A 26,857-nucleotide genomic window follows, 5' to 3' on the forward strand; every position below is an offset into this window, starting at 1 on the left:
GCACTCTAGGCCGGCGGCCGCGGAATGGGGTATCGAAATGCGCGGCACTGCCCTGCTGCGGCGGCATAAACTGCCGCACCAACATCATTCGACGGCACATCATGGAACTGGACGCCATCGACCTGCGCATCCTCGACGAGCTGCAGCGCGACGGCGCGCTGACCAACGTGGCGCTGGCGCGCCGGGTGCACCTCTCGCCCTCGCCCTGCCTGGCGCGGGTGAAGGCGCTGGAGGCCGCGGGCGTGATCGCCCGCTACGTGGCGCTGTGCAGCGCGCCGGCGCTCGGGCTGGGGCTGAACGTGTTCATCTCGATCAGCCTGCGGGCGCAGTCGAAGGAAGCGCTCGCGGCCTTCGAGCACCGCATCGCCGAGCACGAGGAGGTGATGGAGTGCTACCTGATGACCGGCGACAGCGACTACCTGATCCGCGTCGCCGTGGCCGACATGGCGGCGCTGGAGAAGTTCATCCTCGAGCAGCTCACGCCGATCCCCGGCATCGAGAAGATCCGCTCCAGCTTCGCGCTCAAGCAGGTGCGCTACAAGACGGCGCTGCCGCTGCCGCTGCCGCGCTGAGCACGGCGGCACCGGCCGGGCGCCCGCGCTGTTCCAGCCACTGCAGCAGGCCGTCCAGCGCCGGGCACAGCTGCTGCCCCCAGGGGGTGAGCCGGTAGTCCACCACCGGCGGGCGCTCGGCCTGCACGGTGCGCTCGACCAGGCCGTCCTCCTCCAGCTGGCGCAGCTGCTGGGCCAGCATCTTCTGCGAGATGCCGGCGATGCTGCGCTGCAGGTCGGAGAAGCGCCGCACCTGCCCGCCGAACAGGTGGAACAGGATCAGCAGCTTCCAGCGCCCCCGCAGCAGCCGATGGCAGACCTCCACGTCGATGGCCGCCGCCAGGGGCGTGTAGGCCTTGCGGCGCGGGGCCGCCGCGGCGCTTACCTTCTGGTGCGTACTTCCCATCGGCCGAGCGTAATCCGAGCATGCGGGCATCACAACGACGCGACCGATCCCATGCCTGCCGTGCCCATGCCCGACGCCCTGACCCGCTATCTCGCCTGGCGCGCCCTGGACGACGCGGCCGGCGCCGCGGCCTGCTTCCACCCTGGGGCCCAGGTGCACGACGAGGGGCGCGTGCACCAGGGCCTGCCGGCCATCCAGGCCTGGAAGGCGGACGCCGAGGCCCGCACGGCCTATCGCCTCGTGCCCCTCGGCCTGGCGCGCGAGGGCGGCGTGTACCGGCTGCTGGCCCACGTGACAGGCAACTTTCCGGGCGGGCAGGCGGACCTGATGCACGAGTTCGAGGTCGAGGAAGGACGCATCGCCTCGCTGCGCATCCGGCTGCCGGTGGCGCTCGAAGGGCGCCGGGCGCTGGTCACGGGCGGCACGCGGGGCATCGGCGCCGCCGTGGCCGCGCGGCTGCGCGAGGCCGGCGCCACGGTGATGGTGGCGGCGCGCAGCGCGCCCGCCGGCATCGACGGCGACGCCTTCGTGGCGGCGGACCTGGGCCGCGCCGATGGCTGCGCCGACGTGGCCCGCGCCGTCGACTCGCGCCTGGGCGGCGTGGACATCCTGGTGCACGCCGCCGGCGGCTCGGCGGCCCCGGCCGGCGGCTTCGCGGCGCTGGACGACGCGCAGTGGCACGACGCGCTGGACCTCAACCTCCTGGCCGCCGTGCGGCTGGACCGCGCGCTGCTGCCCGGCATGCTGGCGCGCGGCGTGGGCGTGGTGGTCCACGTGACGTCGATCCAGCGGATGCTGCCGCTGCCCGAGTCGACCACCGCCTATGCCGCGGCGAAGGCCGCCCTGTCCACCTACAGCAAGAGCCTGTCGAAGGAGGCGGGGCCGCGGGGCGTGCGCGTGGTGCGCGTGGCGCCCGGCTGGGTGGAGACCGAGGCCGCCACCGCGCTGCTCGAGCGCCTGGCCGGCGAGCAGGGCGGCGACATCGAGTCGGCCCGCCAGCAGCTGATGCGCTCGCTCGGCGGCATCCCCCTCGGCCGGCCGGCGCGGCCGCGGGAGGTGGCGGAACTGGTCGCCTTCCTCGCATCGCCGCAGGCGGCCGGCATCACCGGCACCGAGTACGTGATCGACGGCGGCACGGTGCCGGTGGCATGAACGCGGCAGGCCGGCGGACGGGCGCCGCGCGCGGATCTCAGCCGTTGCGGAAGATGTAGCTGTAGGCGCTCAGGGCCGGCGCGCCACCCAGGTGCGCGTACAGCACGCGCGATCCGGCAGGGAATTCGCCGCGGCGCACCCTCTCGATCATGCCCTGCATGGATTTGCCTTCGTACACGGGGTCGGTCAGCATGCCCTCGGTGCGCGCACACAGGCGGATGGCCTCGAGCGTGCCCTCGCTGGGCAGGCCGTACTCGGGGCCGCCGAAGCGGGTGTCGAGCACGATGTCCTCGTCGGTGATGTCGCGCCCCAGTTCCACCAGCCCGGCCGTGTGCCTGGCGATGCGCAGGATCTGGTCGAAGGTCTGCTGCGGCTTGGCCGAGGCGTCGATGCCGATCACGCGGTCGGCCCGGCCGTCGGCCGCGAAGCCGACCACCATGCCGGCCTGCGTGCTGCCGGTGACGGAGCAGACCACGATGTAGTCGAAGCGGAAACCCAGTTCCTTCTCCTGTTGCCGCACCTCTTCGGCGAAGCCGACGAAGCCGAGGCCGCCCTTCGGGTGCTCCGAGCAGCCGGCCGGGATCGGGAAGGGCCGGCCGCCGGCGCTGCGCACGCTCTCCATGGCCTCTTCCCAGCTCCTGCGGATGCCGATGTCGAAGCCCGCCGCGTCGAGCCGCACGTCGGCGCCCAGGATGCGCGACAACTCGATGTTGCCCACGCGGTCGTACACGGCGTCGGCGTAGTTGACCCAGTTCTCCTGCACCAGCACGCACTTCATACCCAGGTGCGCGGCCACGGCGGCCACCTGGCGCGTCTGGTTCGACTGCACGCCGCCGATGGACACCAGCGTGTCGTAGCCGCCCTCGATGGCGTCGGGGATCAGGTACTCGAGCTTGCGGGTCTTGTTGCCGCCGAAGGCCAGGCCGCTGTTGCAGTCCTCTCGCTTGGCATAGAGCTGGACCTCGCCGCCCAGGTGGGCGGACAGGCGCCGCAGCGGGTGGATCGGCGTGGGGCCGAAGGTGAGCGCATGGCGGGGAAACTTCCGGAGGTTCATGGCGGCGATCTCGGGTGGCGGCAGGCCGGGATGGCCTTGCCCTGGGCGAAATCGTAGGAAGGAGCGCGGTTCACAGGGTTGCAAACTTGGGGCTTCTGGCGAAACTGACACCCCCAATCTGGCCGGATCGCAACCGGCAACCCCCATGAAGAACCGCAATCGCGCAACAAAATTGCAGAACCCGACGGAACTCGACCGCACGGACCGCGCCATCCTGCGCCAGCTGCAGCGCGATGCCTCGATCTCGAACGTGGCGCTGGCGGCGAAGGTGCACCTCAGCCCGCCGGCCTGCCTGCGGCGGGTGGAGCGCCTGAAGGCGCAGGGCCTGGTGCGCGGCATCGTCGCGCTGCTGGAGCCGCGCGCGCTGGGCTGCGGCACGCTGGTGATGATCGGCGTGGTGCTCGACCGCTCCACGCCCGAGTCCTTCGCGGCCTTCGAGAAGGCGGCCCAGAAGGTCTCCGGCTGCCTCGAATGCCACGTGGTGACGGGCGAGTTCGACTACTTCATGCTGCTGCGCACGCGCGACGCCGAGAGCTACAACCGGCTGCATGCCGAACAGCTGCTGTACCTGCCGGGGGTGCGGCAGGTGCGCACCTTCATGGTGTTGAAGCAGGTGCTGTCGAGCACGCAGCTGCCCATCTGACGCAATGGGCGCCGATGCCCCGGCGGATGGGCCGGGGCATCGGCGCCGCCGTTCACAGCCCGATCAGGCCGCCGTCGTCCTTGGTGATGACCAGCGTGGCCGAGCGCGGGCGCGCCGTGCCGCCCTCGGGCCAGTGGCTGCCGAACTTCGACGGGTCGCCGATGTCCGCCACCGGCGTGGTCTCGCCCGGGTGCTGGATGTTGACGAACAGCGCGCGGCCGTCGCCGGACTCGGCGATGCCGGTCAGCTCGCAGTCGGCCGGGCCGACCAGGAAGCGCCGCAGCCCTGCATCGCCCGGCGCCTGGCCGACGAAGGTGTCCTGCTGCGCCGTGGTGGCGCCGTCCACGTTGGTGATGGTGCGCGGACCGCCGTCGCCGACGCTGCCGGGCAGCGCGGCCAGCAGCATGCAGTTGGTCACGTCGGTGTAGGCGCCGTCGTCGGTCTCCAGCCACAGCAGGCCGGGGCTGGCGTGGCTGAACCACATGCCGTCGGGGCTGGAGAAGTCGTTATCGTCGGACAGCTGCGAGACGTTGACGTCCGCCGGCGCGGTGGCGCGGGCGCCGAAGAGGTACACGTCCCAGGTGAAGGTGGTGGCCGCCGGGTCGCCGCCGTCGTCCGCGAAGCGGATGATGTGGCCGTTGGGGTTGCCCTTCTGCGCCGTCTGCGCCGGCCCCTTGGGGTCGTCGTAGAAGCGCGGGTTGGCCGCATCGGTGGCGGTGATGGGGCGCGAGGAGGCGTTGGTGTTCGTCAGCGTGAGGTACACGTCGCCGTTCTTCGGGTTGACCGCCGTCCACTCGGGGCGGTCCATCTTGGTGGCGCCGGCCGCGTCGGCCGCCAGGCGCGCGTTGACGACCACGTCGGCCGCGTCGGCGAAGGCGTAGGCGGCGTTGCTGCCGGTGATGCCGTTGACGCCCAGCGCCAGCTCCAGCCACACGCCGGTGCCGTCGGCGTCGAAGCGCGCGACGTAGAGCCTGCCCTCGTCCATGTACTTGTCGCCGGCCGCGGTGCCGCCGCCGATGTCGGCCGGGTCCCAGGCCTTGGCCGACACGAACTTGTAGAGGTACTCGCCCCGCGAGTCGTCGCCCATGTACCAGACCAGCGGCTTGCCTTCGGCGACCGGGCCGAGGCAGGCGCCCTCGTGGCCGAAGCGGCCCAGCGCGGTGCGCTTCTTCGGCGTGCTGGCCGGGTCGAACGGGTCGATCTCGACCACCCAGCCGTAGGTGTTGTGGCCGTTGCGGTAGTCGTCCGTGGCGGTGGCGCCCAGGGCCTGCGTGTTCCAGCGGCCGTAGAGGCCGTCGGCGGTGTCGGGCGTGACGGTGGCCCACAGCTCGCGCCCGTTGCCGGCCACGCCGTAGCGCGCGAAGGAGGCGGTCTCCTTCGCGGTGCGGCCGGTGTCGTCGGCGGCGATGCGACGGAAGTAGCCGGCCCAGTTCTCCTCGCAGGTGAGGTAGGTGCCCCAGGGCGTGGTGCCGTTGGCGCAGTTGTTGACGGTGCCGCGGGTCTTGCTGCCGTCGGGCGAGAACTTCGTCTTCAGCGCGTCGGACTTCGCCGCCGGGCCGGAAAATTCCATCTCGGTCAGCGTGTGGACGCGGCGGTTGAAGGCGGAATCCTGCTTGTAGCTCCACGCGCCGGCGCCGTCCTTGACGACCTCGATCACGCTCACGCCGTGCAGGTAGAACTCGCGCTGCACCTCGCCAGCCACGGTGCGCACCTGCGCCGCGCCGCTGCCGCTGGTGGTCTGGCCGGCCGGGTGCAGGAACAGCGGCGTGATGGCCTCGTGGTTCATCACCAGCAGGCCGCGGTCGGCGGCCGTGGGGTTCCACGCGCCGCTGGCCAGGCCGAAGAAGGTCATGCCGTCGTGGTGGTCGCCGGCGCGGCGGTCGTAGGTGGCGGGGTCGTCGCTGCCGTCGTTGGCGTAGGCGGGCACGCCCGCGGCGATGGGGTCGCCCAGGCGGTAGAGCACGGTGGCGGTGTAGCCGGCGGGCACGCTCACCACGTCGGCCAGGCTCTTGGCGACGGGGTTGAACTTCAGCTCCAGCGGGGCCGCCGGTGCAGGGGCGGGGGCCGGCGAAGGTGCGGGCGCCGGCGCGGGGCTGGGGGCCGGCGCGGGCAGGATCGGGAAGCCGCCGCCCCCGCCGCCTCCACCGCAGGCGGCCAGCAGCGCGCTGCCGCCGCCGGCCAGGCCGAAGCCCAGCATGCGGCGCCGGCTCAGGCGCGCGGCGACCAGGTCGGCCAGCGGCGGGCTGGCGGGGTTGTCGGTGGGGTTGTGGCCGATGTCATCGGGGTCGATGGCGGGGGTGCCGAGGCTTCGTGGGGCCGTCATGGTTTTTGCCTTCCGTCAGGGCTGGTCAGAACAGCCCGGGACGGTAGGCAGCCCGCATGACACGGGCACGAAACACGAATGTCAGTTGCGTGACACGGCGGTGCCCGACGGGTCCAGCCCGCGCGGCCACAGCGCCCACAGCCGCAGCGGCTGCTTCATGCGCGCGGCGAAGCGGCCCGCCTCGGCGCCGGTGCCGGCGAAGAAGTCTGCCCGCACGGCGCCGACGATGGCGCTGCCGGTGTCCTGCGCCACCACCAGGCGCTGCAGCTGCGCGGTGGGCCCGGCCGACCACAGCCACAGCGGCGTGCCGTAGGGGATGGCGTCGCGGTCCACCGCCACGGAGCGGCCGGCCGTCAGCGGCACGCCCTGGGCGCCGCGCGGGCCGAAGGCGGCGTCCACCTCGCCCAGCGGCTCTTCGCGGAAGAAGGTGTAGCGCGGGTTGCTCCACAGCATCTGCGGCACGCGCTGCGGGTTCTGGACGGCCCAGGCCTTTACGTCCTCGGGCCAGCGCCCGATGGGCGAGACGCCCTGCCCCGCCAGCCAGCCCTGCACGCTGCGGTAGGGCTGCTCGTTGGTGCCGGCGAAGGCCAGCCGCACGATGCGCTGGCGGCCGTCGGGCTCGGTGATGCGCAGGCGCCCCGAGCCCTGGATGTGCAGCATCAGCGCGTCGATCGGGTCGGCCAGCCAGGCGATCTCGCGTCCGCGCAGGGCGGCCTGGGCCTGCGGGTCGGTGTCGATCTGCTGGCGCGTGTACCAGGCGCGGCCGCGCCCGGCGCCCGGCGGCAGGCCGTACAGCGGCACGGCGTGCGTCGCGCTCGGCTGGCGCGTGGCGTCGAAGACGGGCTCGTAGTAGCTGGTGAGCAGGCCTTCGCTCTGCCCGCCCGGCGCCTCGACGCGGTAGGGCTGCAGCCGCTCCATGAGGAAGGCGCGCTGTTCCTCGGGACTGGCGATGGCCAGGCGCCGCACCTCGCCGCACAGCGGCGCGAAGGCGGCGTTGGGCCGCTGGCAGTTGGCCAGCAGCGCGACCCAGCCCTCGCTGGTGGTGTCCTCGTCGAAGCCGGGCAGCTCGGCCCAGGCCACCGGCACCCAGCGCGTCTTCGGATGGGTCAGCGGGCCGGTGAGCGGTGGCAGCGGAGCGGGGGCGGTGTCGATGGAACGCGGCTCGGGCACGCGCGGCGGCTTCGAGGGCCCCAGGGCGCAGCCGGCCAGCATTGCTACGATCGCCAGCGCCGGCGCCAGGCGCGCCGCAAATGCAGATCTCATGCTCCTGATTTTGCTCGAAGCCCTCGCGGCCCTGGCCGTGCTCGTCCTCATCGTCTGGTGGACCATGTTCCACGGCCGCCGGCGCGGCGAACTGCCGGGGCGCGAGGACGACGAGACGCCGCGCTGAACGCCTGCCCGCCGCGCCTGTCGGACGGCGGCGCGTGCCCGCGTGAGGCAGCGGCGCAAGGACGCCCGGCGGGCCGCCGCGCGGCGCACCCTGTGCTACGGTGATTTACGTCACGTTCGGTCCGGAACTCACAGTTCGATACCACCGCCGCCACATGCCGGCGCGAATGCGGGCCGACACTGCGCCTCCTGTCGCCGCTGCGTCCACCGCGCCGGCGGCATCCATCCCGCAAGCAAAGGAGCACACCACCATGCATCACAAGATCGTTCTGAGCACTGCCGCCCTCGCCGTCGCGCTGACCGGCTGCGCGGGCATGTCCGACACGCAGCGCAACGTGGGCGTCGGCGCCGGCGCCGGCGCGCTGGGCGGGGCCGCCATCGGCGCGGCCGCCGGCAACAGCCGCACGGCCGCGGCCGGCGCGGCCATCGGCGCCGGCGTGGGCGCGCTGGGCGGCTACCTGTGGTCGCAGCGCATGGAGGCGCAGAAGCGCCAGATGGAGCAGGCCACGCAGGGCACGGGCATCGCGGTCTCGCAGACGGCCAACAACGAACTGAAGCTGGCGATCCCCAGCGATGCGGGCTTCGACACCGGCCGCGCCAACATCAAGCCTCAGCTGGCCGGGGTGCTCGACCAGTTCGCCGGCGGCCTGCGCAACAACCCGGCGGCGGAGGTGCGCATCATCGGCCACACCGACAACACCGGCTCCGACGCGATCAACAACCCGCTGTCGGTGGACCGCGCCGCCAGCACGCGCGACTACCTGGTGTCGCGCGGCGTGAACGCGGCGATCTTCCGCATCGAGGGCCGCGGCTCGCACGAGCCGGTGGCCGACAACCGCACCGACGCCGGCCGCGCGCAGAACCGGCGCGTCGAGATCTACGTGGGCGAGCGCGCGCCGCAGGGCTGACGGCGGCCGGGCGCCGGGCGGCGCGCTTCACGCCGCGCCGTCCACCACCCCGCGCAGGAGGTTGGCCAGCTCCACCGCGGAGCGCACCTCCATCTTGTCGAACACGCGCGCGCGGTGCACCTCGACCGTGCGCACGCTGATCGACAGCTGCTCGGCGATGAGCTTGTTGGGCAGCCCCTCCACCACGCGGCGCATCACCTCGCGCTCGCGCTCGGTCAGCTCCTGCACGCGCCGCTGGATGCACTGGCGCGCGCGCCGCGCGTCGATGGCCTCTTGCGAGGCGGCCAGCGCGTGCTCGATGCGGTCTACCAGCGCGTTGTCCGAGAAGGGCTTCTCGCAGAAGTCGAAGGCGCCGCGCTTGACGGCGTCCACCGCGGTCGGCACGTCGGCGTGGCCGGTCAGGAAGATCACCGGCATCTCGGCCAGCAGCTGCCGCTCGGCCAGCCGGTCGAACAGCACCAGCCCGCTGATGCCGGGCATGCGCACGTCCAGTAGCAGGCAGCGCGGCTGGTCGATGGCGGGGGCGTCGGCCAGGCGCTGCTCGAAGGCCTCGGCGCTGGCGTAGTGCTCGCTGTCCAGGCGGCGCGAGCGCAGCAGCCAGGCCAGCGCCTCGCGCACGCTGGCGTCGTCGTCGACGATGAAGATCCGGGCATCGATGGGGGGTTGCATGCGTGAAAAGCTCCGTGGCGGCGCGCGGGTTCAGCCGGGCGCCGCGGCCGTTTCGGTGGGCGGCAATGCGGGCGCGGCACCGGCCACCGGCAGCGTGAAGCGGAAGACGGTGCCGCACGGCGCGCTCGGCTCGTGCACCAGCTCGCCGCCGTGCTGCTCCACGACCGTGCGGCACAGGCTCAGGCCCAGGCCCATGCCGTCGGGCCGGGTGGTGAAGAAGGGGGTGAACAGCCGCGCCGCGGTGGCCTCGTCGATGCCGCTGCCGCGGTCGGTGACGCTGAGGGCCAGCCAGCGCCGCGCCGCGGCGCCGGCGCTGACGGGGCCGCCGACGCGCGCCGCGGCCAGGCACAGCACGCGCTGGCCCGGCGGCGCGCCGTCCATGGCCTGCATGCCGTTGCGCGCGAGGTTGAGGATCACCTGCTCCACCAGCGTCGGGTCGCACTGCACGGCGGGCAGGTCGGCGGGCACGTCCAGCTCGATGCGCACACCGAGCTTGCGCGCCTGCAGGCCCACCAGCGGCAGAACCGCGTCGAACAGCAGGCGCGGCGCGACGGCCTCGCGCGTGCGGTCGCGGCGGCGCACGAAGTCGTGCACGCTGCGGATCACCTGGCCGGCGCGGTCGGCCTGCTCGGCGATGCGGCGCACGGCCATGGCGATGTCCTCGCGCTCGGGCGCGGGCACCGGCGCGGCGGCCGGGTCGGCCAGCAGGTTCAGCGAGCCGGTGGCATAGCTGGCGATGGCCGCCAGCGGCTGCGTCAGTTCGTGGCTGAGCAGCGACGCCATCTCGCCCACGGCGGCCAGCCGGGCGCTGGCCTGCAGGCGCTCCTGGCTGGCGCGCGAGATCTCCTCGATGCGGCGCTGCTCGCTGATGTCGATGAAAGCGCTCATCCAGCCGGTCTGCACGCGCTGCGCGTTGACCAGCGGGGCCTCGAAGATCAGCACCGGGAAGCGCGTGCCGTCCTTGCGCTGGAAGACCGACTCGAAGCCCTCGCGCGCGAAGTCGCCGCTGGCCTGGCGCTGGCGCTGGCGCTGCCAGTACTCGTGCGCCAGCTCGGACGGCCAGTAGGGCACGTCGCGCGAGGCGCCCAGCAGCTCCTCCGGCGCGAAGCCCACCATCTCGCAGAAGGCCGGGTTGACGTAGGTGATGCGGCCCTGCAGGTCGCGCGCGCGCAGGCCGGTCATGACCGAGTCCTCCATCGCCTTGCGGAAGGCCAGGGCGTCGGAGAGTTCGGCCTCGGCCTGCTCGCGCCGGCGCGTGTCGCGCGCCAGCAGCACCAGCACCGACACCAGCGCGATGGACATGGCGGTGACCAGCCCGGTCAGCACGTTGGGGAACAGGTCGGGCGCGGTGCGCCAGCCGTCCACGCGCAGCACCAGCGCGTTGCCCGGCAGGTCCAGCAGCTGCTGCGCGGTGAACACGCGGTTGCCCACGCGACGCGCCGTGCCCAGGCTCACCAGGCGGGTGCCGTCGGTCTCGGCCAGCGAGACCTCCTGGCCGCGCATGAGGGCCGGGCCGAGCATCTCGCCGAGCATGCCGCGCAGGCCGTAGGCGGCCACCAGGTAGCCGCCCGATTCGAGCGGCAGGCACAGGTCCATCACCTCCAGGCCGCCGGCCGTGCCCGGTGGCTGCACGAACGGCACGTAGTGGCTGGGCGCATAGGCGGCGCTGCGCTGGCGGCGCGCGGCGGTGCAGGCCATCACCAGGTCGGGCGAGGCCTCGACACGCTCGGCGGGGTCGAAGACCTCGGGGCGGTAGGGCGTGTCGGCGGCGTGCAGCAGGCCGAACCGGGCGTCGCGCCACTCGATGCGCAGCCACTCGCGGTGCCCGCGCAGCAGCTCGGCGGCGACCGCGCCCCATTGCGCGGGGTCCTGGGGGGCGGCCTGCAGCGTCTGCAGGCTTTGCACGTTGCGCGCCAGGCCGGCGCGCAGGTCGGCCACGGCGTCGGCGGTGTCGCGGTCCAGCCGCGCCTGCACCTGTTCCACCTCGTGCCGGCCGGCCAGCCACACCACGGTGACCAGCAGCCCCATCACCAGCACGGCCAGCAGCACCCACAGGAACCAGCGCCGCCACAGCGAGCGCAGCGCCCGCAAGGTGCGGCGCCACGGCGCCGGCGGCGTGGCGGGGAGGTCGAGGGCGGCCTGCGGCGGTTCGCTCACGGCGCTTTCACAGGACGCGGTGGCCCAGGGCCGGCAGTTGCGTGCGGCACTGCGCCAGGCGGGCGATGTCGAGGTCGGCGAGGACGACGCCCTCGCCTTCGGCGCGCTGCGCGACCACCTGGCCCCAGGGGTCGGTCACCAGCGTCTGGCCCCAGGTGCGGCGGCCGTTCTCGTGCGTGCCGCCCTGTGCGGGCGCGGCGACCCAGCACAGGTTCTCGACAGCGCGGGCGCGCAGCAGCAGCTCCCAGTGCGCGCTGCCGGTGGTGTGGGTGAAGGCGGCGGGCACCAGCAGCAGGTCGGCGCCCTGCCCGGCCAGCGCGCGGTACAGCTCGGGGAAGCGCAGGTCGTAGCACACGCTCATGCCGACGCGCCAGCGGTGGCCGTCGCGCGAGGGCAGCTCGAAGACGACCGGCCGCGCGCCGGGCGCGATGACGCGCGCCTCGTCGTAGCGCTCGCGGCCGTTGTCGAAGCAGAAGAGGTGGATCTTGTCGTAGCGCGCGGCGCACTCGCCCTGCGGCGAGAAGGCCAGGCTGGTGTTGAAGACGTGCTGCGCATCGCCCTCCACCCGCATCGGCAGCGTGCCGCCGACGATCCACAGGCCCAGCTCGCGCGCCGCGTCGGCCAGGAAGCGCTGCACCGGGCCCTCGCCCGGCGTCTCGGCCAGCGGCAGCTTGTCGCTGTCGCGGTGGCCCATCAGGCAGAAGTACTCGGGCAGCACGGCCAGCTCGGCGCCGCCGGCGGCGGCCTCGGCCAGCAGGGCGTGCGCGCGGGCCAGGTTGGCCTCGCGCGAGACGCCGGACACCATCTGCACGGCAGCGATCTTCATGGTGGAGTCTCCTTCGTGGCGGGTGTGCTGCCGCCCGGCGGCAGCGGCAGCAACTTGGGCAATTCGGACAGCTCGGGCAGGTGCGGCAGCGCCGGCAGCTTCGGCAGTTCGGGCAGGTGGCGCCGCTCCAGCTTGTTCACCTTGGGGTCGGCCCAGGTGCCGTCGATGTGGAACTCCTGCGTGGCGGCCACGGCCAGCGGGCGGCTGAGCACCATCTGCGCCAGGAAGGCGCCCAGGCCGACGGCCGGGTTGATGGCGGTGGCCACCAGCGCGGCGGTGCCGGCATTGATCTCGGGCACGACGACCACGCGCAGGTCCTGCGTCTCGCGCACGATGTCGGCCTGCCCGTCCATCAGCACCGCGGCGTTGACGCCCTTCATCTGCAGGTTGTTGGTGGAGGCGGTGCCGCTGGCGATGCGCGCGTCGCCGCGGATGAAGTCGAAAGCGAAGCCGGCGCTGAACACGTCGCGGAAGTCCAGCGTCAGCCGCCGCGGCAGCGCCTGCAGACTGAGCACGCCCAGCAGCTTGGCGATGCCGGGGTCGGCCTTGAGGAACTGGCCCGAGGCCACGTCCAGGTGCACCTGGCCGCCCAGGCTGGGGTAGTCGATGGAGAAGGGCGAGCCGCGCCACTGCACCTGTCCGCTCATCTGCCCGCGCCCGCGCGCCAGCACGCCGCGCATGCCGAAGCGCTCCAGCAGCGCGCCGGCGTCCTGGATGTCGAGCTGGAAGTCCATCGCCGTGCGCCGCGCCGCGCCCGGCCCGGCGCCGGCGGGGGCCGCCCAGCTGCCCTTGGCGTTGAACACGCCCTCGGGCGTGGACAGCACCAGCTTGTTCAGCCGCCACTCGCGCTCGCGGCCGCCGCGGTTGACGGCGTCGATCTCGGCACGGCCCAGGCGCTTGCCCAGCAGCTCGAAGTCGTCGACCACCACGTCCAGCGCCGGCAGGTCGTCGGGCTGCTCGTCCAGCAGCGTCTCGACCTCGCGCGCCTCGCTCGGGGCGATCTTCAGCCGGGCCAGCCGCGCGTACAGGCGCCCGGCGGACTGGCTGCCGTACTCGGCATAGCCGCTGAGCTCGCGCGCGTCGATGTTGGCGCGCCAGAGCTCGCCCTCGCGCGAGCCGCCGAGCACCACGTCGTGCAGGGTGCGGCCGGCCACGCGGAAGGTGCCGGCGCGGATCGCCACCAGGTCGGGCATCCAGGCGGTGGCGGCAGGCGCCGAAGCCTGCGCCGCCGGCGTCTGCGCGTCGAGCGCGCCGGCGCCGTCGGAGAGCAGGCGCCGCCATTCGTCGACGTCGAGCCGGTCGAGCACCACGTTGGCCAGCAGGCCCGCATGGGGCAGCGCGCCCGCCTCGACCGCCTCGGCGCCGATGTGGACGGCGCCGCGCGTCAGGCGCGGCGCGGCGCCCGCGGTGTCGCGCAGCAGCCGGGCCGAGGCGACGCTGCCCAGCGTCGCCTCCAGCTGCTCGCCGGCGGCGGCGCCCTCGGCACCCGGGCGCAGCGCGGTCTGCGCCACGCGCAGCGGCAGCGCCGCCTCGGCGCTCTTGCCCAGCGGCGCGGGCAGGTCCAGCGCCAGGCCGCGCAGATCGCTGGCGACGCTGAACTCCGGCGTGCCGCGGCGCTGGCGGACGCTGACGCTGTAGTCGGTGGCGCCCTCGGCGCGGCGCGCCAGCGGCGCCAGCCAGGCCACCTCGCTCGCCTCGCGCAGGCCCTCGGCCGTCAGGCGGCCGCTGGCGCGCAGGTCCAGCTCGTCGCCGCTGCCGTCCCAGCGGCCCTGGCCCTCCACGCGCACCTCGCCGCCGGCCAGGCGGGCCTGCAGGCCGCCCAGGCTGAAGCCGCGCTCGGTGAAGTCCAGCGCGCCCTGCGCCTGGGTGAAGGCGGGCGTGTGGGGCGCCAGCTGCAGCGTGTTGCCGGCCAGCGCGACGCGGGCCTGCACCTTGGCCTGGTCCATCGCCTGGATGGGCAGCTCCAGCTTCAGCCGGTAGTCGCCGCCGCCCTCGGCGTGCAGGCCGGCGAGGAAGTCGCGCGCGCCGCCGGCCAGCGGCGCGCCCAGGCGCAGCACGTCGCCCAGCGGGCCGCGCGCCTGCGCATCGACCGACAGCACCGCGTGCTCCAGGTCCGGGATACGCGCCTCGCCGCGCAGCAGCTCGACCGCCGGCGCCGCGGCCAGCCGCGCCCGGGCGTTGGCCACCTGCATGCCGGCGCGGTCGAAGACCAGATCGCCCGACAGGCTGCCCAGCGCCGGCCAGGCCGGGGGCTGGCCGTTCTGCTCGTGCGGCACGTAGGCGTACTGCACGTCCTGCACCTTGGCGGCGATGCGGAACTCGCCCTTGGCCGGGTCCTTGAAGGGCATGTCCCACAGGTCGCCGCGCAGGCGGAAGTCGGCCTCGCTCGCGCGGCCCTTGCTCACCGCGTCGCGCACGTAGTGGCGCACCTCCTGCGGGATGTCCAGCGGCAGGTAGCGGTGCACGCGCGTGCCGTCGGCGCGGCTGAGCCGGCCCTGCAGGTCCAGCACGCCGGGGAAGCGCGAGCGGCTGCCCGAGGCCGCCGGGTCGCTGGTGTGCCAGGCCAGGCGCGCGCTGCCCTCGGCGTCGGCGTTGGCGAAGCGCAGGTCGGGCAGGCTGAGCTGGATGCGCTCGCCCTCGCGCTGCCACTGCAGCGTGCCGCTCATCTGGTCCAGCGGCAGCAGCGGGTCCTCGAACACGCCCGGCAACTCCAGCGCGCCGGAGGCCATGGCGAGCGTGGCGCGGCCGCCGGCCTGGGTCATGTCGAAGCTGGCGTCCAGCCCGCGGATGCCGGGCACGCCCACCGGTGCGCGCGCCTGCGCGATGCGGGTGGCGGGCGTGGTGGCCTCGACGCTGGAGGCCAGGCTCAGGCCCGTCACGCGCCCCTTGGCCTGGTACGTGGCGGGCGCGTCCAGCGGGCCCTGCCAGGCGGCGTCGATGTTCTCCACCAGCCCGCGCGGCGCGCGGCGGGCGATGACGCCGCGGATCTCGTCGCCCAGCGGCAGGCGGTTGGCGATCAGCGCCAGCGCGCCGAGGTCGATGCGGTCGGCGCGCAACGCGCCGCTCTCGGGCGTGCGGCCCTGGACGGCCGTGCGGCGGAACCACACGTTGCCGCCCGGCCAGCGCACGCCGTCGCCGGTGGCGAACTGCAGGTCGCGGGTGGAGAACTCGAACAGCTCCGGCGTGTTGCGCGCCGTCAGCCGGCCGGTGAGCTGGCGCAGCACCAGCGGCTCCAGCTTCTCGCCCAGCACGGCGTCGACGCGCGCCAGCGCGAGGTCGGCCGCGCCGCCGGCGGGCTGGCCGTCCTCCACGTCGATCCAGGCACGCAGCGCGCCGCTGCCCTCGCGGATGCGCGCGTCGAGCGTGACGTAGCGGCCCAGCCGCGTGACGTCGATGCGCGGCAGCTCGGCGTAGAACTCGCCGTCCCAGCGCCGCCAGTCGCCGCTGCGCAGCGACAGCAGCGGCTGGCGGAACACGCCCATCAGCGTGAAGCGCTCGCCCCAGCCGGCCGGCGGCGTGGCGTCCAGCCGCAGGCGGTGGCTGCGCGCGCCGTTGCGCGCGACGAAGCGCACGTCGGTCAGCAGCAGGGGCGGCGCGGCGCGCAGCTCGTCGGTCCACTGCACGGTGCCGCCCTCGACCACCAGCTCGCGCTGCGCGAAGAACCAGTCGGCCGCGCGCTCGCCGCCGGCGCTGCCGTCGTCGGCCGACAGGTCGAGCCCGGCCACGTGCAGCCGGCCCTGCGCGTCGCGCCGCACCTGCGCCTCGGGGCGCTCGATGTAGAGCTGCTCGAAGCTCAGGTGCCACAGCGAGCGCGGCGACACGCCCGCCACCACGCGCGCCAGCCGCAGCGCGTCGTGCTGCTGCGCGTCCTGCAGCGCCACGTCGCGCAGCTCGATGGTGGGGAACAGGCCCTCGGTGCGGGCCTCGATGGCGCCGATGCGCACCGGTACCCCGATGGCCCGCGTGGCCTGTGCTTCCAATGCGCCGCGCCACTCGCCGATTCGCGGCACAATCCAGCCGTGTAGGACGACCACGCACAGCAGCAGCCCCAGCCATGCCGCGATCAGCAACCACAGCAGTCCGCGTGCGATCCGGGCGGTCGTCCTGAGCAGTCGTGAAGGGGAAGGCGTCGTGACGTTCATCGAGGCTCGCGCTGGGTCGGAAATTATGACCGGCGCCCCACCCGCCGGTTCCTCGCCGGCCTCCGCCGTGCCGCCCGCCTCCGCCCATTCGCGCTTCGTGCAGCGCCTGCGCCGCCGCTACGCGGCCGAACTGCCGCTGCTGCCGCCCGGCGCCCCGCTGCGCCCCCACATGGAAGCCGCCTACGCCGCCCTGCGCGGGCGCGGCGACGCGGCGGGCGACGCGCTGCGCATCGTGCGCCAGCTCGTCATGGAGCGCCTGGTGGTGCTGGACTGCGACGCCGGCTGCGAGCTGGCCGACGTGACGCGCGCCGTGACGCAGCTGGCCGAGTTCGCGCTCGACACCGCCGTGGCCGAGGCCTTCGCCGAGCTGGACGCGCTGCACGGCGCGCCCGCCGCGCCCGGACCCGATGCCGGCCGTGCGCAGCTCTGGGTCGTCGGCATGGGCAAGCTGGGCGCGCGCGAGCTCAACGTCTCCAGCGACATCGATCTGATCTACCTGTACGACCACGACGGCGAGACCGCCGGCCTGCCCGACGGGCGCGGGCGCCTGTCCAACCAGGAGTACTTCGCCCGCGCGGTCAAGCGCGTCTACGCGCTGGTCGGCGACACCACCGAGCACGGCTTCGTCTTCCGCGTCGACCTGGCGCTGCGGCCCAACGGCAACTCCGGCCCCAGCGTGGTCTCGCTCGACGCGCTGGAGGAATACCTGCAGGTGCAGGGCCGCGAGTGGGAGCGCTTCGCCTGGCTCAAGAGCCGCGTGGTGGCGCCCGCCGCCTGCGTGGCCGACGGCTCGGCCCAGGCGCTGCGCGGCGTGGTGCTGCCCTTCGTGTTCCGCAAGTACCTCGACTACGCGGTGTTCGACGCCCTGCGCGACCTGCACCGGCAGATCCGCGAACAGGCCGCGCGCCGCAGCGCCGGCCGGCCCGAGCGGGCCAACGACGTCAAGCTCTCGCGCGGCGGCATCCGCGAGATCGAGTTCACCGTGCAGTTGCTGCAGGTGGTGCGCGGCGGCCAGTTCCCCGAGCTGCGCACCCGCCCCACCCTCGACGCGCTGCAGCGCCTGGCGCGCGCCGGCCTGATGCCGCAGCAGGCGGCCGACGCGCTGGCCGCGGCCTACGTCTTCCTGCGCCGGGTCGAGCACCGCATCCAGTACCTGGACGACCAGCAGACCCACATGCTGCCGGTGGCCGACGAGGACCTGGCCTGGATCGCCGCCACCATGGGCTTTCCCGGCACCTGCGCCTTCCTCACCGAGCTGGACGCGCACCGCGAGTTCGTGGCGCAGGAGTTCGACCGCCTGCTCGGCGGCGACAAGCCGTGCAACGGCAACTGCCGGAGCAAGGGCGCGCGCGCCCCGGCCCCCACCGACCTGGGCGAGCTGCTCGCCGACCTGCCGCCGCCGCTGGCCGAACGCATCCGCGCCTGGTGCGACAACCCGCGCGTGCAGGCCCTGCGCGACGACGCCCGCGCCCGCCTGTACCAGCTGGTGCGCCGCACCGGCCAGTGGCTGCGCGCACCCGACGGCGAAGACGAGGCGGCGGACGCCGCACCCGCGCGCATCGACGCCGCCCTGCGCTGGGCCGACTGGATGGAGCCGCTGCTGCGGCGCGACAGCTACCTGGCGCTGCTGGTCGAGCGGCCCGGTGTGCACGAGCGCCTGCTGCGCCTGCTCGGCGCGGCCCGCTGGCCGGCGCGCTACCTGATGCAGCACCCCGGCGTGATCGACGAACTGGCCGGCGCCGAGCTGCTGGCCGGCCGCTTCGTCGCCGAGGACTTCGAGGCCGAGCTGGAGGCGCGGCGCTCCTCGCTGCGCAGCACCGGCGAGGCCGACGAGGAGGCCCTGCTGAGCCTGCTGCGCCGCGCGCACCATGCCGAGGTGTTCCGCACCCTGGCGCGCGACGTGGACGGGCGCCTGACCGTCGAGCAGGTGGCCGACGACCTGAGCGCCCTGGCCGACACGGTGCTGCGCGTCACCGCCCGCTGGTGCTGGGCCCTGCTGCGGGGCCGCCACCGCGAGGCGCCGCGCATGGCCGTCATCGGCTACGGCAAGCTCGGCGGCAAGGAACTGGGCTACGGCAGCGACCTGGACATCGTCTTCGTGCACGACGACGACGACGAGATGGCCGGCGACGTGTACGCCGCTTTCGTGCGCAAGCTCATCAACTGGCTCACGGTGAAGACGGCCGAGGGCGACCTGTACGAGATCGACACCGCGCTGCGGCCCAACGGCAACTCGGGCCTGCTGAGCACCACCTTCGAGGCCTACGAGAAGTACCAGCTCGGCCGCGGCAGCAACACCGCCTGGACCTGGGAGCACCAGGCCATGACGCGCGCGCGCTTCGTGCTCGGCGATGACCTGGCCCCCACGCTCCCTGCTACGCATGGTTCGCTGCCCCCCGAGGGGGCGCTCGCCGCCTTGGGGCGGCCCGGCGGCGGCGAGGTGGCCCCCACGCTCCCCGCTTCGCGCGATTCGCTTCCCCCCGAGGGGGCGCGTTCCGCCTTGGGGCGGCCCGGCGGCGGAACGTCGCTGGCCGAGCGCTTCGACGCCGTGCGCGAGGCCGTCATCACCGCCCCGCGCGACGTGGCCGCGCTGCGCGCCGAGATCGTCGCCATGCGCGAGAAGGTGCGCGCCGCGCACCCGGTCAAGCCCGGCCGCTTCGACGTCAAGCACAGCCCCGGCGGCATGGTGGACGCGGAGTTCGCGGTGCAGTTCCTGGTGCTGTCGGCCGCGCGCGAGCATCGCGAGCTGATCCCCAACGTCGGCAACATCGCGCTGCTGCTGCGCGCCGAGGAGGCCGGCCTGCTGCCGCCGGGCGTGGGCCGCGACGCGGCCGCCGCCTACCGCGAGCTGCGCCGTGTGCAGCACCGCGCGCGGCTGAACGAGGAGCCGACGCAGGTGCCGGCCGAGGCGCTGGCGAAGGAACAGCAGGCCATGCGCGCGCTGTGGGAGGCCGTCTTTGGCTGAGCCCGCGCGCAGCGGCGACGCCGGCGCGCTGCGCGCCTGGGGCATGGGCGCGGCGGTGGCAGCCGCCCTGCTGGCCGGCTGCGCCAGCGGCCCCGGCGGACGCATCGGCCGCGACGGCGCCCCCTCCTCCCCGCCGCCGGACCTGGCCAGCGTGCCCGACGCCGAGCCGCGCGTGGAGGCCGTCCGCGCCAGCGGCGGCACCAGCAAGCCCTACAGCGTGCGCGGGCGCAGCTACGTGCCGATCACCGACGACCGCCCTTTCCGCGAGCGTGGCCTGGCCTCCTGGTACGGCACCGGCTTCCACGCCCGCTCCACCGCCAGCGGCGAGCCCTACGACATGTACGCCATGACGGCCGCGCACAAGACGCTGCCGCTGCCCAGCTACGTGCGCGTGCGCAACCCGGCCAACGGCCGCGAGGCGATCGTGCGGGTGAACGACCGCGGCCCCTTCCACGACGGCCGCATCATCGACCTGAGCTACACCGCCGCGCTCAAGCTCGACCTGCTGCGCGGCGTGGCGCCGGTGGAGATCGAGCGCCTCACCAACGAGGACATCCGCACCGGCGCCTGGCGGCGCGACGGCGGCACGCAGTTCGCCTCGGCCGCGGCGGCGCCCTCGCCTGCCCCGGCCGCCGCCGAGCCGGCGCAGGCCGTCGCCGTGCCGCCGGCCTGGGTGGCGCCGGTCGCCGCCACCCCGACAGACCGCTCGCAGGCGCTGGTGCTCGCCCAGGCGCCGGCGGAGCCTGCCCCGCCCGGCACCGCCAGCGACAGCACCGCGCCGCCGCCGCGCTTTCGCAGCATGCAGGTGGACGAGCTGCCGCCGATGACGCCGGCGTCCGCCGCCACGCCTCCACCCACTCCGGCCGCGCCGGCCGCCGCACCCGCGCCGCAGGATGCGGCGGCCACCGCGGGCTTCTGGGTGCAGCTCGGCGCCTTCCGCGAGCGCGACGGCGCCGAGGGCCTGCAGGCGCAGGCCGGCCGCACGCTGCCGGCGCTGGCACCGCAGTTGCGCGTGTTCAGCGAAAGCGGCACGCACCGGCTGCAGGCCGGGCCCTACCCCAGCCGCGAGGCAGCCGCCGCCGCGCAGGCGCAGTTGCGCGACGGCCTGCGCCTCGCGCCCATCGTCGTCGAGCGGCGGTAACCCCCTCCCCGCTACGGGAAGCGCTGCGCCGAATAGGGCGTCGGGTCCACCAGCGGCGCCTCGCCATCGATCAGCTCGGCCAGCAGCCGCCCGCTGACCGGCCCGAGCGTGAAGCCCTGGTGCGCGTGGCCGAAGTTGAACCACAGGCCGCGGTGGCGCGGCGCCGGGCCGATCACCGGCTTCATGTCGGCCGTGCAGGGCCGCCCGCCCAGCCAGGGCTGCGGCTCCACCGGTTCGCCCAGGTCGAGCAGCTCGCGCGCATGCGCCTCGGCGCGGCCGAGCTGCCAGGGCGTGGCCGGCGCGTCGCGACGCGCGAACTCGGCGCCGGTGGTGATGCGCACGCCGCGCCGCATGGGGGCGATGACCAGGCCGCGCGCCACGTCGTACAGCGGCAGCCGCGGCCCCGGGGTGCCCGCGTGGTGGCGGTGGTAGCCGCGCTTGACGAACAGCGGCAGGCGGTAGCCCAGCGGGCGCAGCAGCAGGTCGGCCCACGGGCCGAGCGCGACGACGGCGTGTTCGGCATCGAGCGGGCCGTCGTCGGTGCGCACCCGCCAGCCGGTGGCGGTGGGCCGCAGGGTCGCCGCATCGCCGCGCACCAGCGTGCCGCCCAGGCGCTGGAAATGCGCCGCGTAGCGCGCCACCAGCTCGCCCGGGTCGCTCACGCTCCAGGGGTCGAGCCAGTGGACCGCACCGGCCAGGCGGCGGCGCAGCGCGGGCTCGGCGGCGGCCAGCGCGTCGCCGTCCAGCGCGGCGTGGCGCAGCCCGTGGCTGCGCGCCAGCGCTTCGGCCTCGGCCAGCGCCGCGTCCAGGCCGGCGGCATCGCGGAAGATGTGCAGGTAGCCCTCGCGGCGGACCAGGTCCTCGGCGCCGGCGGCGGCGATCAGGGGCGCGTGCTCGCTGGTGGCGTGCCCGATCAGGCGCGCATGGGCCTGCGCGATCGCCGGGTAGTGCGCGGCGCCGGAGTGGCGCCAGTAGCGCGCCAGCCCGCCGGCCACGCGCGGCAGCGCGCGCAGGTGGTAGTTGACGTCCGACCCGCGCTTGAGCGCCACGCCCAGCAGCCGGGCGATGCTGCGCGGAAAGGCGTAGGGCTCGACGGCCTCGCGCTGGATGATGCCGGCGTTGCCGTAGGAGGTCTCGCGCCCGGGCTCGCGGCGGTCGACCAGCGCCACCGTGTGGCCGCGCATCGCCAGATGCAGCGCGGTGCAGGTGCCGACCATGCCGGCGCCGAGGACGATAACGGGGGAGGTCATGGCCATGCTCCTTTGCGCCCGGTGCGCGCGGGCCGTTGCGGCGGCGCCTCGCGCAGGCGCGGCTGCATGAAGTCGATGAACGCGCGCAGCTTGCGCGGCATCTGCGCGCGGCTGGTGTGGTAGAGGTAGAAGCCGGGGAAGCTGGCCCACCAGCGCTCCAGCACGGGCACCAGCGTACCGGCTTCGAAGTCGGCCCGCACCTCGCCCTCGAAGGCGCAGCCGATGCCGGCGCCGGCGCGCACGGCGGCGACCAGCACGCCGTTGTCGTTGGCCACCAGCGGCCCCTGCACCGCCACCTCGAACACGCGGCCGGCCTGCGCGAACTCCCAGCGGTACAGGCCGCCCGCCGTGAGGCGGATGTTGACGCAGGCGTGGTCCTTCAGCTCCTGCGGCGTGCGCGGCGGGCGCCGGCCCTGCAGGTAGCGCGGCGCGGCGAAGCACACCATCCGCTGCGCGCCGCCCAGCGGCACGGCCACCACGTCCTGCGCCAGGCTCTCGCCCAGGCGGATGCCGGCGTCGAAGCCGCCGGCCACCAGGTCGAGCAGGCGATTGTCGCAGTGCAGGTCGAGCGTGATGCCGGGGTACGCGGCGGCGAAGTCGGCCAGGTGCGGCAGCAGCAGCACGCGCGCCGCCACGCCGGAGAGGTTCAGCCGCAGCACGCCGGCCGGCGCGGCGCGCCGCTCGTCCAGCCCCTCCACCGCCTGCGCCAGTTGCGCCAGGCCGGGCGCGGCGGCGTCGAGGAACTGGCGGCCGAGTTCGGTGAGGCCGACGCGGCGCGTGCTGCGGTCCAGCAGGCGCACGCCCAGGCGCGCTTCCAGCGTGCGCACAGTCTGCGAGAGCGCCGAGGGCGACACGCCCATCTGCGCCGCCGCGCGGGTGAAGCTGGCGTGCCGCGCCACCTGCGCGAAGGCGGCGATGGCGGGCAGCAGCTCGGGCGACATGCGATCCATTATGAAGCGGCACTTCAAGACGCATGCGGCTCAACCGGCTTTTTCCCGATGAATCGGCGGTCTACCTTCGGGCCCGTCGACTTCTTCTTTTTCCCGAAAGGACCGCACCATGGAACTGACCGACTACCTGACGCTGGGCGCGAGCGGCCTGCGCGTGAGCCCGCTGGCGCTGGGCACGATGACCTTCGGCACCGACTGGGGCTGGGGCGCCGACGAGGGCGAGGCGCGCAGCATCTTCGACCTGTACGTCGAGCGCGGCGGCAACTTCGTCGACACCGCCAACTTCTACACCGGCGGCAGCAGCGAGGCGCTGCTGGGCCGCTTCGCCGCCGGCCGGCGCGACCGGCTGGTGCTGGCGACCAAGTACTCGCTGAACCTGCACCCGGGCGACCCCAACGGCGGCGGCAACCACCGCAAGAGCCTGGTGCGCGCGGTCGAGGAAAGCCTGAAGCGCCTGGGCACCGACTACATCGACCTGCTGTACCTGCACATCTGGGACGGCACCACGCCGGTGGAGGAGGTGATGCGCGGCTTCGACGACCTGGTGCGCCAGGGCAAGCTGCTGTACGCCGGCATCTCCGACACGCCGGCCTGGCAGGTGGCGCGCATGCAGACGCTGGCCGCGCTGCGCGGCTGGACGCCGCTGGTGGCGCTGCAGGTCGAGTACAGCCTGGTGCAGCGCACGGTCGAGCGCGACTTGGTGCCGATGGCCGAGGCGCTGGGCCTGGGCGTGACGGCGTGGTCGCCGCTGGGCATGGGCGTGCTGGCCGGCAAGTACGACCGCGCCGCGCTGGCGCAGGGCGATGCGCAGTCGCTCACCGTGCGCGGCACGCGCCAGCAGGTGGCACTGACGCACGACATGCTCAGCGAGCGCAACCTGGACATCGCCGAGACGGTGAAGGCCGTCGCGCAGGCGCTGGGCCGCTCGCCGGCGCAGGTGGCGCTGGCCTGGCTGCTGCAGCGGCCGGGGCGCGGCGCCATCCCGATCGTGGGCGCGCGCACGCTGGCGCAGTTCGAGGACAACCTGGGCGCGCTGGAACTGCAACTGGGCGACGAAGAGCTGCGCCGCCTGGATGCCGCGAGCGCCGTGCCGCAGGGCTTCCCGCACGACTTCATCCGGCTGCCGGTGCCGCGCAACAACATCTTCGGCGGCACGCGGGTTCGCACCGGCGCGTAGGGCCCGGCCGATGCCTCAGGCCGCGGCGAGCGTGCCGGCCAGGTGCCCGCGCGTGAACGCCTCCTCGAAGATCGAGTAGCCCGACCAGTCGGCATGCGCGAACAGGAGGCGGCCGGCCCGGTGCGGCAGGCCGCCGATGCGCGCCAGCAGCCCGGGTGTGGGCATCGCCATTGCATGGCCGTAGCGGGTGATCTCGATGCGCGTCGCCAGGCGCGGCAGGTCCGGGTGCGGCACGGCGAGTTCGGCCAGCAGCTCGTCGCGCCAGGCGGTCCAGGGCGCATCGAGCAGCCGCCGGCGGCCCTCGGCCGCGTCCGCGCCGTCGAAGGCGCTGGGGCCCAGCGGCCGGTACCAGCTCAGGACGGTGGCGCGCGGCGTCGGGTCCAGCGCCTGGTGGTTGGCGTCCACGTAGCCCAGGCCGCGCGCGCCGTACACCACGTTGTCCCAGCTCGGCGCGGCGCCGGGGCGGTCCTGCAGCGGCGCGCGCAGGTGCACGTTGGCGACCAGCCAGGGCGCGTGCCGCACCCGGGCCGCGGCCTCGCGCAGGAAGGGCGGCGCACCCTCGACGATGCGCGCGGCGACGAAGACGGGCAGGGCGACGACGGCCTGCGCGGCCTGCCAGCGCACGAGGCGCTGCGCGCGCGCGTCCCACGCATCGACCTCGACGCCGCCGCGCACCTCGGCGATGCGCACGGCCACCTGGCCGGCATGCAGCCGCTCGCCCAGCGGCGCGGCCAGGCGGCGGGTGAGCCAGCCGTTGCCTTCGGGCCAGGTGAGCACGGCGTCGCGCTCGCCGTCGTCGTCCTCGCCCGGCGCGTGGAAGCCGTGGCGGCTGGCGAAGTAGTGGATGCCGGCCCAGGCCGAGACGTGCGCGATGCCGGCGCCGTAGTCGTCGCGGCAGCAGTAGTCGAGGTACCAGCGCAGGTGCGGGTCGGACAGGCCCTCGCGGTCCAGCCACGCGGCGAAGGGCAGGGCGTCGAGTTCGAGCAGCAGGGGCGCCAGCGGCGCGCGCAGCGTCGGGATGGCGAAGTGCGCGGCGCGGCGCAGTGCGTCCACGCGCTGCGCGAAGCGGCGGTACTGCGCGAGCGTGGCCTCGTCCACGCCGTGCAGAGGCAGCAGGCCGTCCTGCCATTCGCCGCGGAAGAACAGGCGCTCCTGCGGGCTGTGGCACAGGTGGCGCTCGTCGTATTCCCAGCGGCCGGCCACGCGCCGGCGCAGGCCCAGTTCCTCCAGCAGGTCCTGCACCTCGTGCGCGTCGTCGCCCGGCGTGGGCAGGTAGTGCGCGCCGAGCGGGCAGGCGAGGCCGCCGACGCGCCCGCCGCGCGCGTTGCCGCCGGCCTCGTCCTCCAGTTCGAGCAGCGCGAAGTCGTCGACGCCGGCCAGCCGCAGCGCCCGCGCCGCCGCCAGCCCCGCCACGCCGCCGCCGGCGATGACGACGCGCGTGCGGCGCGTCTCGGCCGGCGCCGCATCGCGCCAGCGGCCGTCGCGCAGCGCATGGCCGCGCGTGACGTCGATGCCGGTGAAGCCGCCCTCGATGCCGGGCGGCGCGTCGCAGCCGGCCAGCGCGAGGGCGCCCGCGCCGGCACCGAGGAAGTCGCGGCGGCGCATCAGTGCCCCACGACCTTGCCCCACTCCTGCTCGTAGGTCGTCACCAGCACCTGGTTCGACAGGCGGTTGACCTCGGCCGGCACGCGGTCCATGTCGCGGGGGAAGTCGAACAGCAGCGGCAGCGTCTGCGCCGAGAGGAAGCGCAGGCCCGGCGGCAGGGCCTCGGGCAGGCGCCAGGGACGGCGGCTGGTGATGACGAAGCCCCATTCGCCGAAGCTGGGCACGTGCGCGTGGTAGGGCGTGGCCGTGAGGCCCACCGACTCCACCGTCTGCACCACCGTCCAGAAGCTCCTGCGCGCCACCAGCGGCGAGGTGGTCTGGATCACCGCGTAGCCGCTGGCCGCGAGGCGTTTGTCGAGCAGCGCGTAGAAGCTGTTGGTGAAGAGCTTGCCGATGGCGAAGTTGGTGGGGTCGGGGAAGTCGACGATCACCACGTCGAAAAGCTCGCCATCTTCCTGCAACCACCGGAAAGCGTCGGTGTTGACGACCTTCACCTTGGGCGAGGCGAGCGAATGGCCGTTCAGCGCGGCCAGCGTCTCGTGCTCGGTGAACAGCCGCGTCATGTTCGGGTCCAGCTCGACCAGCGTGACCTGTTCCACCGAGGGGTACTTGAGCACTTCGCGCACCGCCATGCCGTCGCCGCCGCCGAGTACCGCCACCTTCTTCGGCGCGCCCTGCGCCGCCATCACCGGATGCACCAGCGCCTCGTGGTAGCGGTACTCGTCGCGCTCGGCGAACTGCAGGTTGCCGTTGAGGAACAGCCGGTGCCCCGCGCCGCCGCGCGTGACGACGATGCGCTGGTAGGGCGAGCTGGCGGCGAAGACGATGCGGTCCTGGTAGAAGCGGTCTTCGGCCAGCGTGGTGATGCGCTCGGAGAACACGAAGGCGGTGCCCAGCGCGGCCAGCGTGAGGCCGCAGGCCAGCGCGTGCGCCGGCAGCCGCCGCAGCTCGTGCCGGAACAGCCACAGGGCCCACACGCCCACCGCCGCGTTCATCAGCCCGAACAGCAGGCCGGTGCGGATCATGCCCAGCTGCGGCACCAGCACCAGCGGGAAGGCCACCGACACCGCCAGCGCGCCGAGGTAGTCGAAGGTGAGCACCTGCGAGACCAGGTCCTTGAGCTGGATGTCGCGCCGCAGGATGCGCATGACCAGCGGGATCTCCAGCCCCACCAGCATGCCCACCATCATCACCATGCCGTACAGCAGCAGCCGGAAGGCGTCGGGCACGTAGGCGTTGGCGATGAACAGCAGCGCCGGCAGGAAGCCGCCGGCCAGCGCCACCAGCAGCTCGATGCGCAGGAAGTGCGCCGGCAGCTGCCGCTCGAACCAGCGCGACAGCCACGAGCCCACGCCCATGGCGAACAGGTAGGTGCCGATGATGGTGCTGAACTGCAGCACCGAGTCGCCCAGCAGGTAGGAGCTGAGCGCCGCCGCCGCCAGCTCGTACACCAGCCCGCAGGCGGCGACGACGAAGACGCTGGCCAGCAGGGCGACTGCGACGGGGGAGGGGCCGGCGCGGACGGCGGCGGTCATGAAAAGCTCATGCG

20 protein-coding genes are annotated in these 26,857 nt (G+C 74.3%); 8 read left to right on the forward strand and 12 right to left on the reverse strand.

Translation table 11 applies throughout. The annotated features are described in order from the left end of the window. The first annotated feature begins 101 nt into the window (after positions 1-101). Entirely contained in the window at positions 102-572 is a 471-nt protein-coding gene (locus tag Q392_RS04945; RefSeq protein WP_038202269.1) for an Lrp/AsnC family transcriptional regulator, read from the forward strand. On the opposite strand, the gene Q392_RS04950 is transcribed toward Q392_RS04945, so the two are convergent. Continuing rightward, positions 523-957: a winged helix-turn-helix transcriptional regulator gene (locus Q392_RS04950; RefSeq protein WP_051952913.1), complete on the reverse strand. Its 435-nt coding sequence runs from the start codon at positions 955-957 to the stop codon at positions 523-525. The genes Q392_RS04945 and Q392_RS04950 overlap by 50 nt on opposite strands. A gap of 372 nt (positions 958-1,329) precedes the next feature. On the opposite strand from Q392_RS04950, the gene Q392_RS04955 reads away from it, so the two are divergent. Beyond that, positions 1,330-2,109, forward strand: coding sequence for an SDR family oxidoreductase (locus Q392_RS04955; protein WP_038202743.1), 780 nt, complete (start codon positions 1,330-1,332; stop codon positions 2,107-2,109). 37 nt (positions 2,110-2,146) lie between these two features. Here the strand turns inward: Q392_RS04955 and Q392_RS04960 are convergent, their stop codons facing one another. Then, positions 2,147-3,163: a 1-aminocyclopropane-1-carboxylate deaminase gene (locus Q392_RS04960; protein ID WP_038202272.1), complete on the reverse strand. Its 1,017-nt coding sequence runs from the start codon at positions 3,161-3,163 to the stop codon at positions 2,147-2,149. 145 nt (positions 3,164-3,308) lie between these two features. Here Q392_RS04960 and Q392_RS04965 point away from each other — a divergent pair, with 145 nt between their 5' ends. Next, on the forward strand, positions 3,309-3,806 hold the full coding sequence (locus Q392_RS04965; RefSeq protein WP_038202275.1) for an Lrp/AsnC family transcriptional regulator: 498 nt from the start codon (positions 3,309-3,311) through the stop codon (positions 3,804-3,806). Between the two features lie 52 nt (positions 3,807-3,858). Here the strand turns inward: Q392_RS04965 and Q392_RS04970 are convergent, their stop codons facing one another. Together Q392_RS04970 and mltA are read right to left on the reverse strand one after the other, a co-directional pair. Beyond that, positions 3,859-6,129, reverse strand: coding sequence for a PhoX family protein (locus Q392_RS04970; protein WP_038202278.1), 2,271 nt, complete (start codon positions 6,127-6,129; stop codon positions 3,859-3,861). Between the two features lie 81 nt (positions 6,130-6,210). Continuing rightward, positions 6,211-7,392, reverse strand: a complete 1,182-nt coding sequence (mltA, locus tag Q392_RS04975) for a murein transglycosylase A (RefSeq protein WP_038202293.1) — start codon at positions 7,390-7,392, stop codon at positions 6,211-6,213. Between mltA and Q392_RS34020 the strand changes: the two genes are divergently transcribed. Together Q392_RS34020 and Q392_RS04980 are read left to right on the forward strand one after the other, a co-directional pair. Next, positions 7,391-7,519 carry a hypothetical protein gene (locus Q392_RS34020; protein WP_281173389.1) on the forward strand — a complete coding sequence of 43 codons (129 nt, stop codon included), beginning with the start codon at positions 7,391-7,393 and terminating at the stop codon, positions 7,517-7,519. The two genes, mltA and Q392_RS34020, sit on opposite strands and share 2 nt — an antisense overlap. 250 nt (positions 7,520-7,769) lie before the next feature. After that, positions 7,770-8,426, forward strand: a complete 657-nt coding sequence (locus tag Q392_RS04980) for a YiaD family glycine zipper/OmpA-like lipoprotein (protein WP_038202296.1) — start codon at positions 7,770-7,772, stop codon at positions 8,424-8,426. A 27-nt stretch (positions 8,427-8,453) separates the two neighbouring features. Here the strand turns inward: Q392_RS04980 and Q392_RS04985 are convergent, their stop codons facing one another. Genes Q392_RS04985 through Q392_RS05000 form a run of 4 tightly spaced genes read right to left on the reverse strand, consistent with a single transcriptional unit; the run spans position 8,454 to position 16,220 of the window. Beyond that, positions 8,454-9,095 carry a response regulator transcription factor gene (locus Q392_RS04985; protein ID WP_038202299.1) on the reverse strand — a complete coding sequence of 214 codons (642 nt, stop codon included), beginning with the start codon at positions 9,093-9,095 and terminating at the stop codon, positions 8,454-8,456. Between the two features lie 30 nt (positions 9,096-9,125). Then, entirely contained in the window at positions 9,126-11,252 is a 2,127-nt protein-coding gene (locus Q392_RS04990) for a PAS domain S-box protein (RefSeq protein WP_051952915.1), read from the reverse strand. Positions 11,253-11,259: 7 nt separating this feature from the next. Further along, complete coding sequence (locus tag Q392_RS04995) at positions 11,260-12,078, reverse strand: carbon-nitrogen hydrolase family protein (RefSeq protein WP_038202302.1); 819 nt, start codon at positions 12,076-12,078, stop codon at positions 11,260-11,262. Continuing rightward, positions 12,075-16,220: a YhdP family protein gene (locus Q392_RS05000; RefSeq protein ID WP_084216844.1), complete on the reverse strand. Its 4,146-nt coding sequence runs from the start codon at positions 16,218-16,220 to the stop codon at positions 12,075-12,077. Before Q392_RS05000 ends, Q392_RS04995 begins: the two co-directional genes overlap by 4 nt. A 25-nt stretch (positions 16,221-16,245) precedes the next feature. Between Q392_RS05000 and glnE the strand changes: the two genes are divergently transcribed. After that, a complete protein-coding gene (gene glnE / locus Q392_RS05005; protein ID WP_038202305.1) occupies positions 16,246-19,185 on the forward strand; it encodes a bifunctional [glutamate--ammonia ligase]-adenylyl-L-tyrosine phosphorylase/[glutamate--ammonia-ligase] adenylyltransferase in 2,940 nt (979 codons plus the stop codon). Then, positions 19,178-20,326, forward strand: a complete 1,149-nt coding sequence (locus Q392_RS05010) for a septal ring lytic transglycosylase RlpA family protein (protein WP_038202308.1) — start codon at positions 19,178-19,180, stop codon at positions 20,324-20,326. Before glnE ends, Q392_RS05010 begins: the two co-directional genes overlap by 8 nt. Positions 20,327-20,337: 11 nt before the next feature. On the opposite strand, the gene Q392_RS05015 is transcribed toward Q392_RS05010, so the two are convergent. Together Q392_RS05015 and Q392_RS05020 are read right to left on the reverse strand one after the other, a co-directional pair. Then, positions 20,338-21,576 carry an NAD(P)/FAD-dependent oxidoreductase gene (locus Q392_RS05015; RefSeq protein WP_038202311.1) on the reverse strand — a complete coding sequence of 413 codons (1,239 nt, stop codon included), beginning with the start codon at positions 21,574-21,576 and terminating at the stop codon, positions 20,338-20,340. Further along, a complete protein-coding gene (locus Q392_RS05020) occupies positions 21,573-22,526 on the reverse strand; it encodes a LysR family transcriptional regulator (RefSeq protein WP_425425162.1) in 954 nt (317 codons plus the stop codon). The genes Q392_RS05015 and Q392_RS05020 overlap by 4 nt, the downstream gene beginning before the upstream one ends. Positions 22,527-22,635: 109 nt before the next feature. Here Q392_RS05020 and Q392_RS05025 point away from each other — a divergent pair, with 109 nt between their 5' ends. Continuing rightward, the gene (locus Q392_RS05025) at positions 22,636-23,703 is read left to right on the forward strand and encodes an aldo/keto reductase (protein WP_038202313.1); all 1,068 of its coding nucleotides are present in this window, start codon (positions 22,636-22,638) and stop codon (positions 23,701-23,703) included. Positions 23,704-23,718: 15 nt separating this feature from the next. Here Q392_RS05025 and Q392_RS05030 read toward each other — a convergent pair whose 3' ends face one another. Next, positions 23,719-25,308, reverse strand: a complete 1,590-nt coding sequence (locus Q392_RS05030; RefSeq protein WP_038202326.1) for an FAD-dependent oxidoreductase — start codon at positions 25,306-25,308, stop codon at positions 23,719-23,721. After that, the gene (locus Q392_RS05035; RefSeq protein ID WP_038202328.1) at positions 25,308-26,843 is read right to left on the reverse strand and encodes a polyamine aminopropyltransferase; all 1,536 of its coding nucleotides are present in this window, start codon (positions 26,841-26,843) and stop codon (positions 25,308-25,310) included. The genes Q392_RS05030 and Q392_RS05035 overlap by 1 nt, the downstream gene beginning before the upstream one ends. Positions 26,844-26,857: the final 14 nt, after the last annotated feature.

It is taken from the genome of Xenophilus azovorans DSM 13620, from assembly GCF_000745855.1.
Taxonomy (GTDB): domain Bacteria; phylum Pseudomonadota; class Gammaproteobacteria; order Burkholderiales; family Burkholderiaceae_C; genus Xenophilus; species Xenophilus azovorans.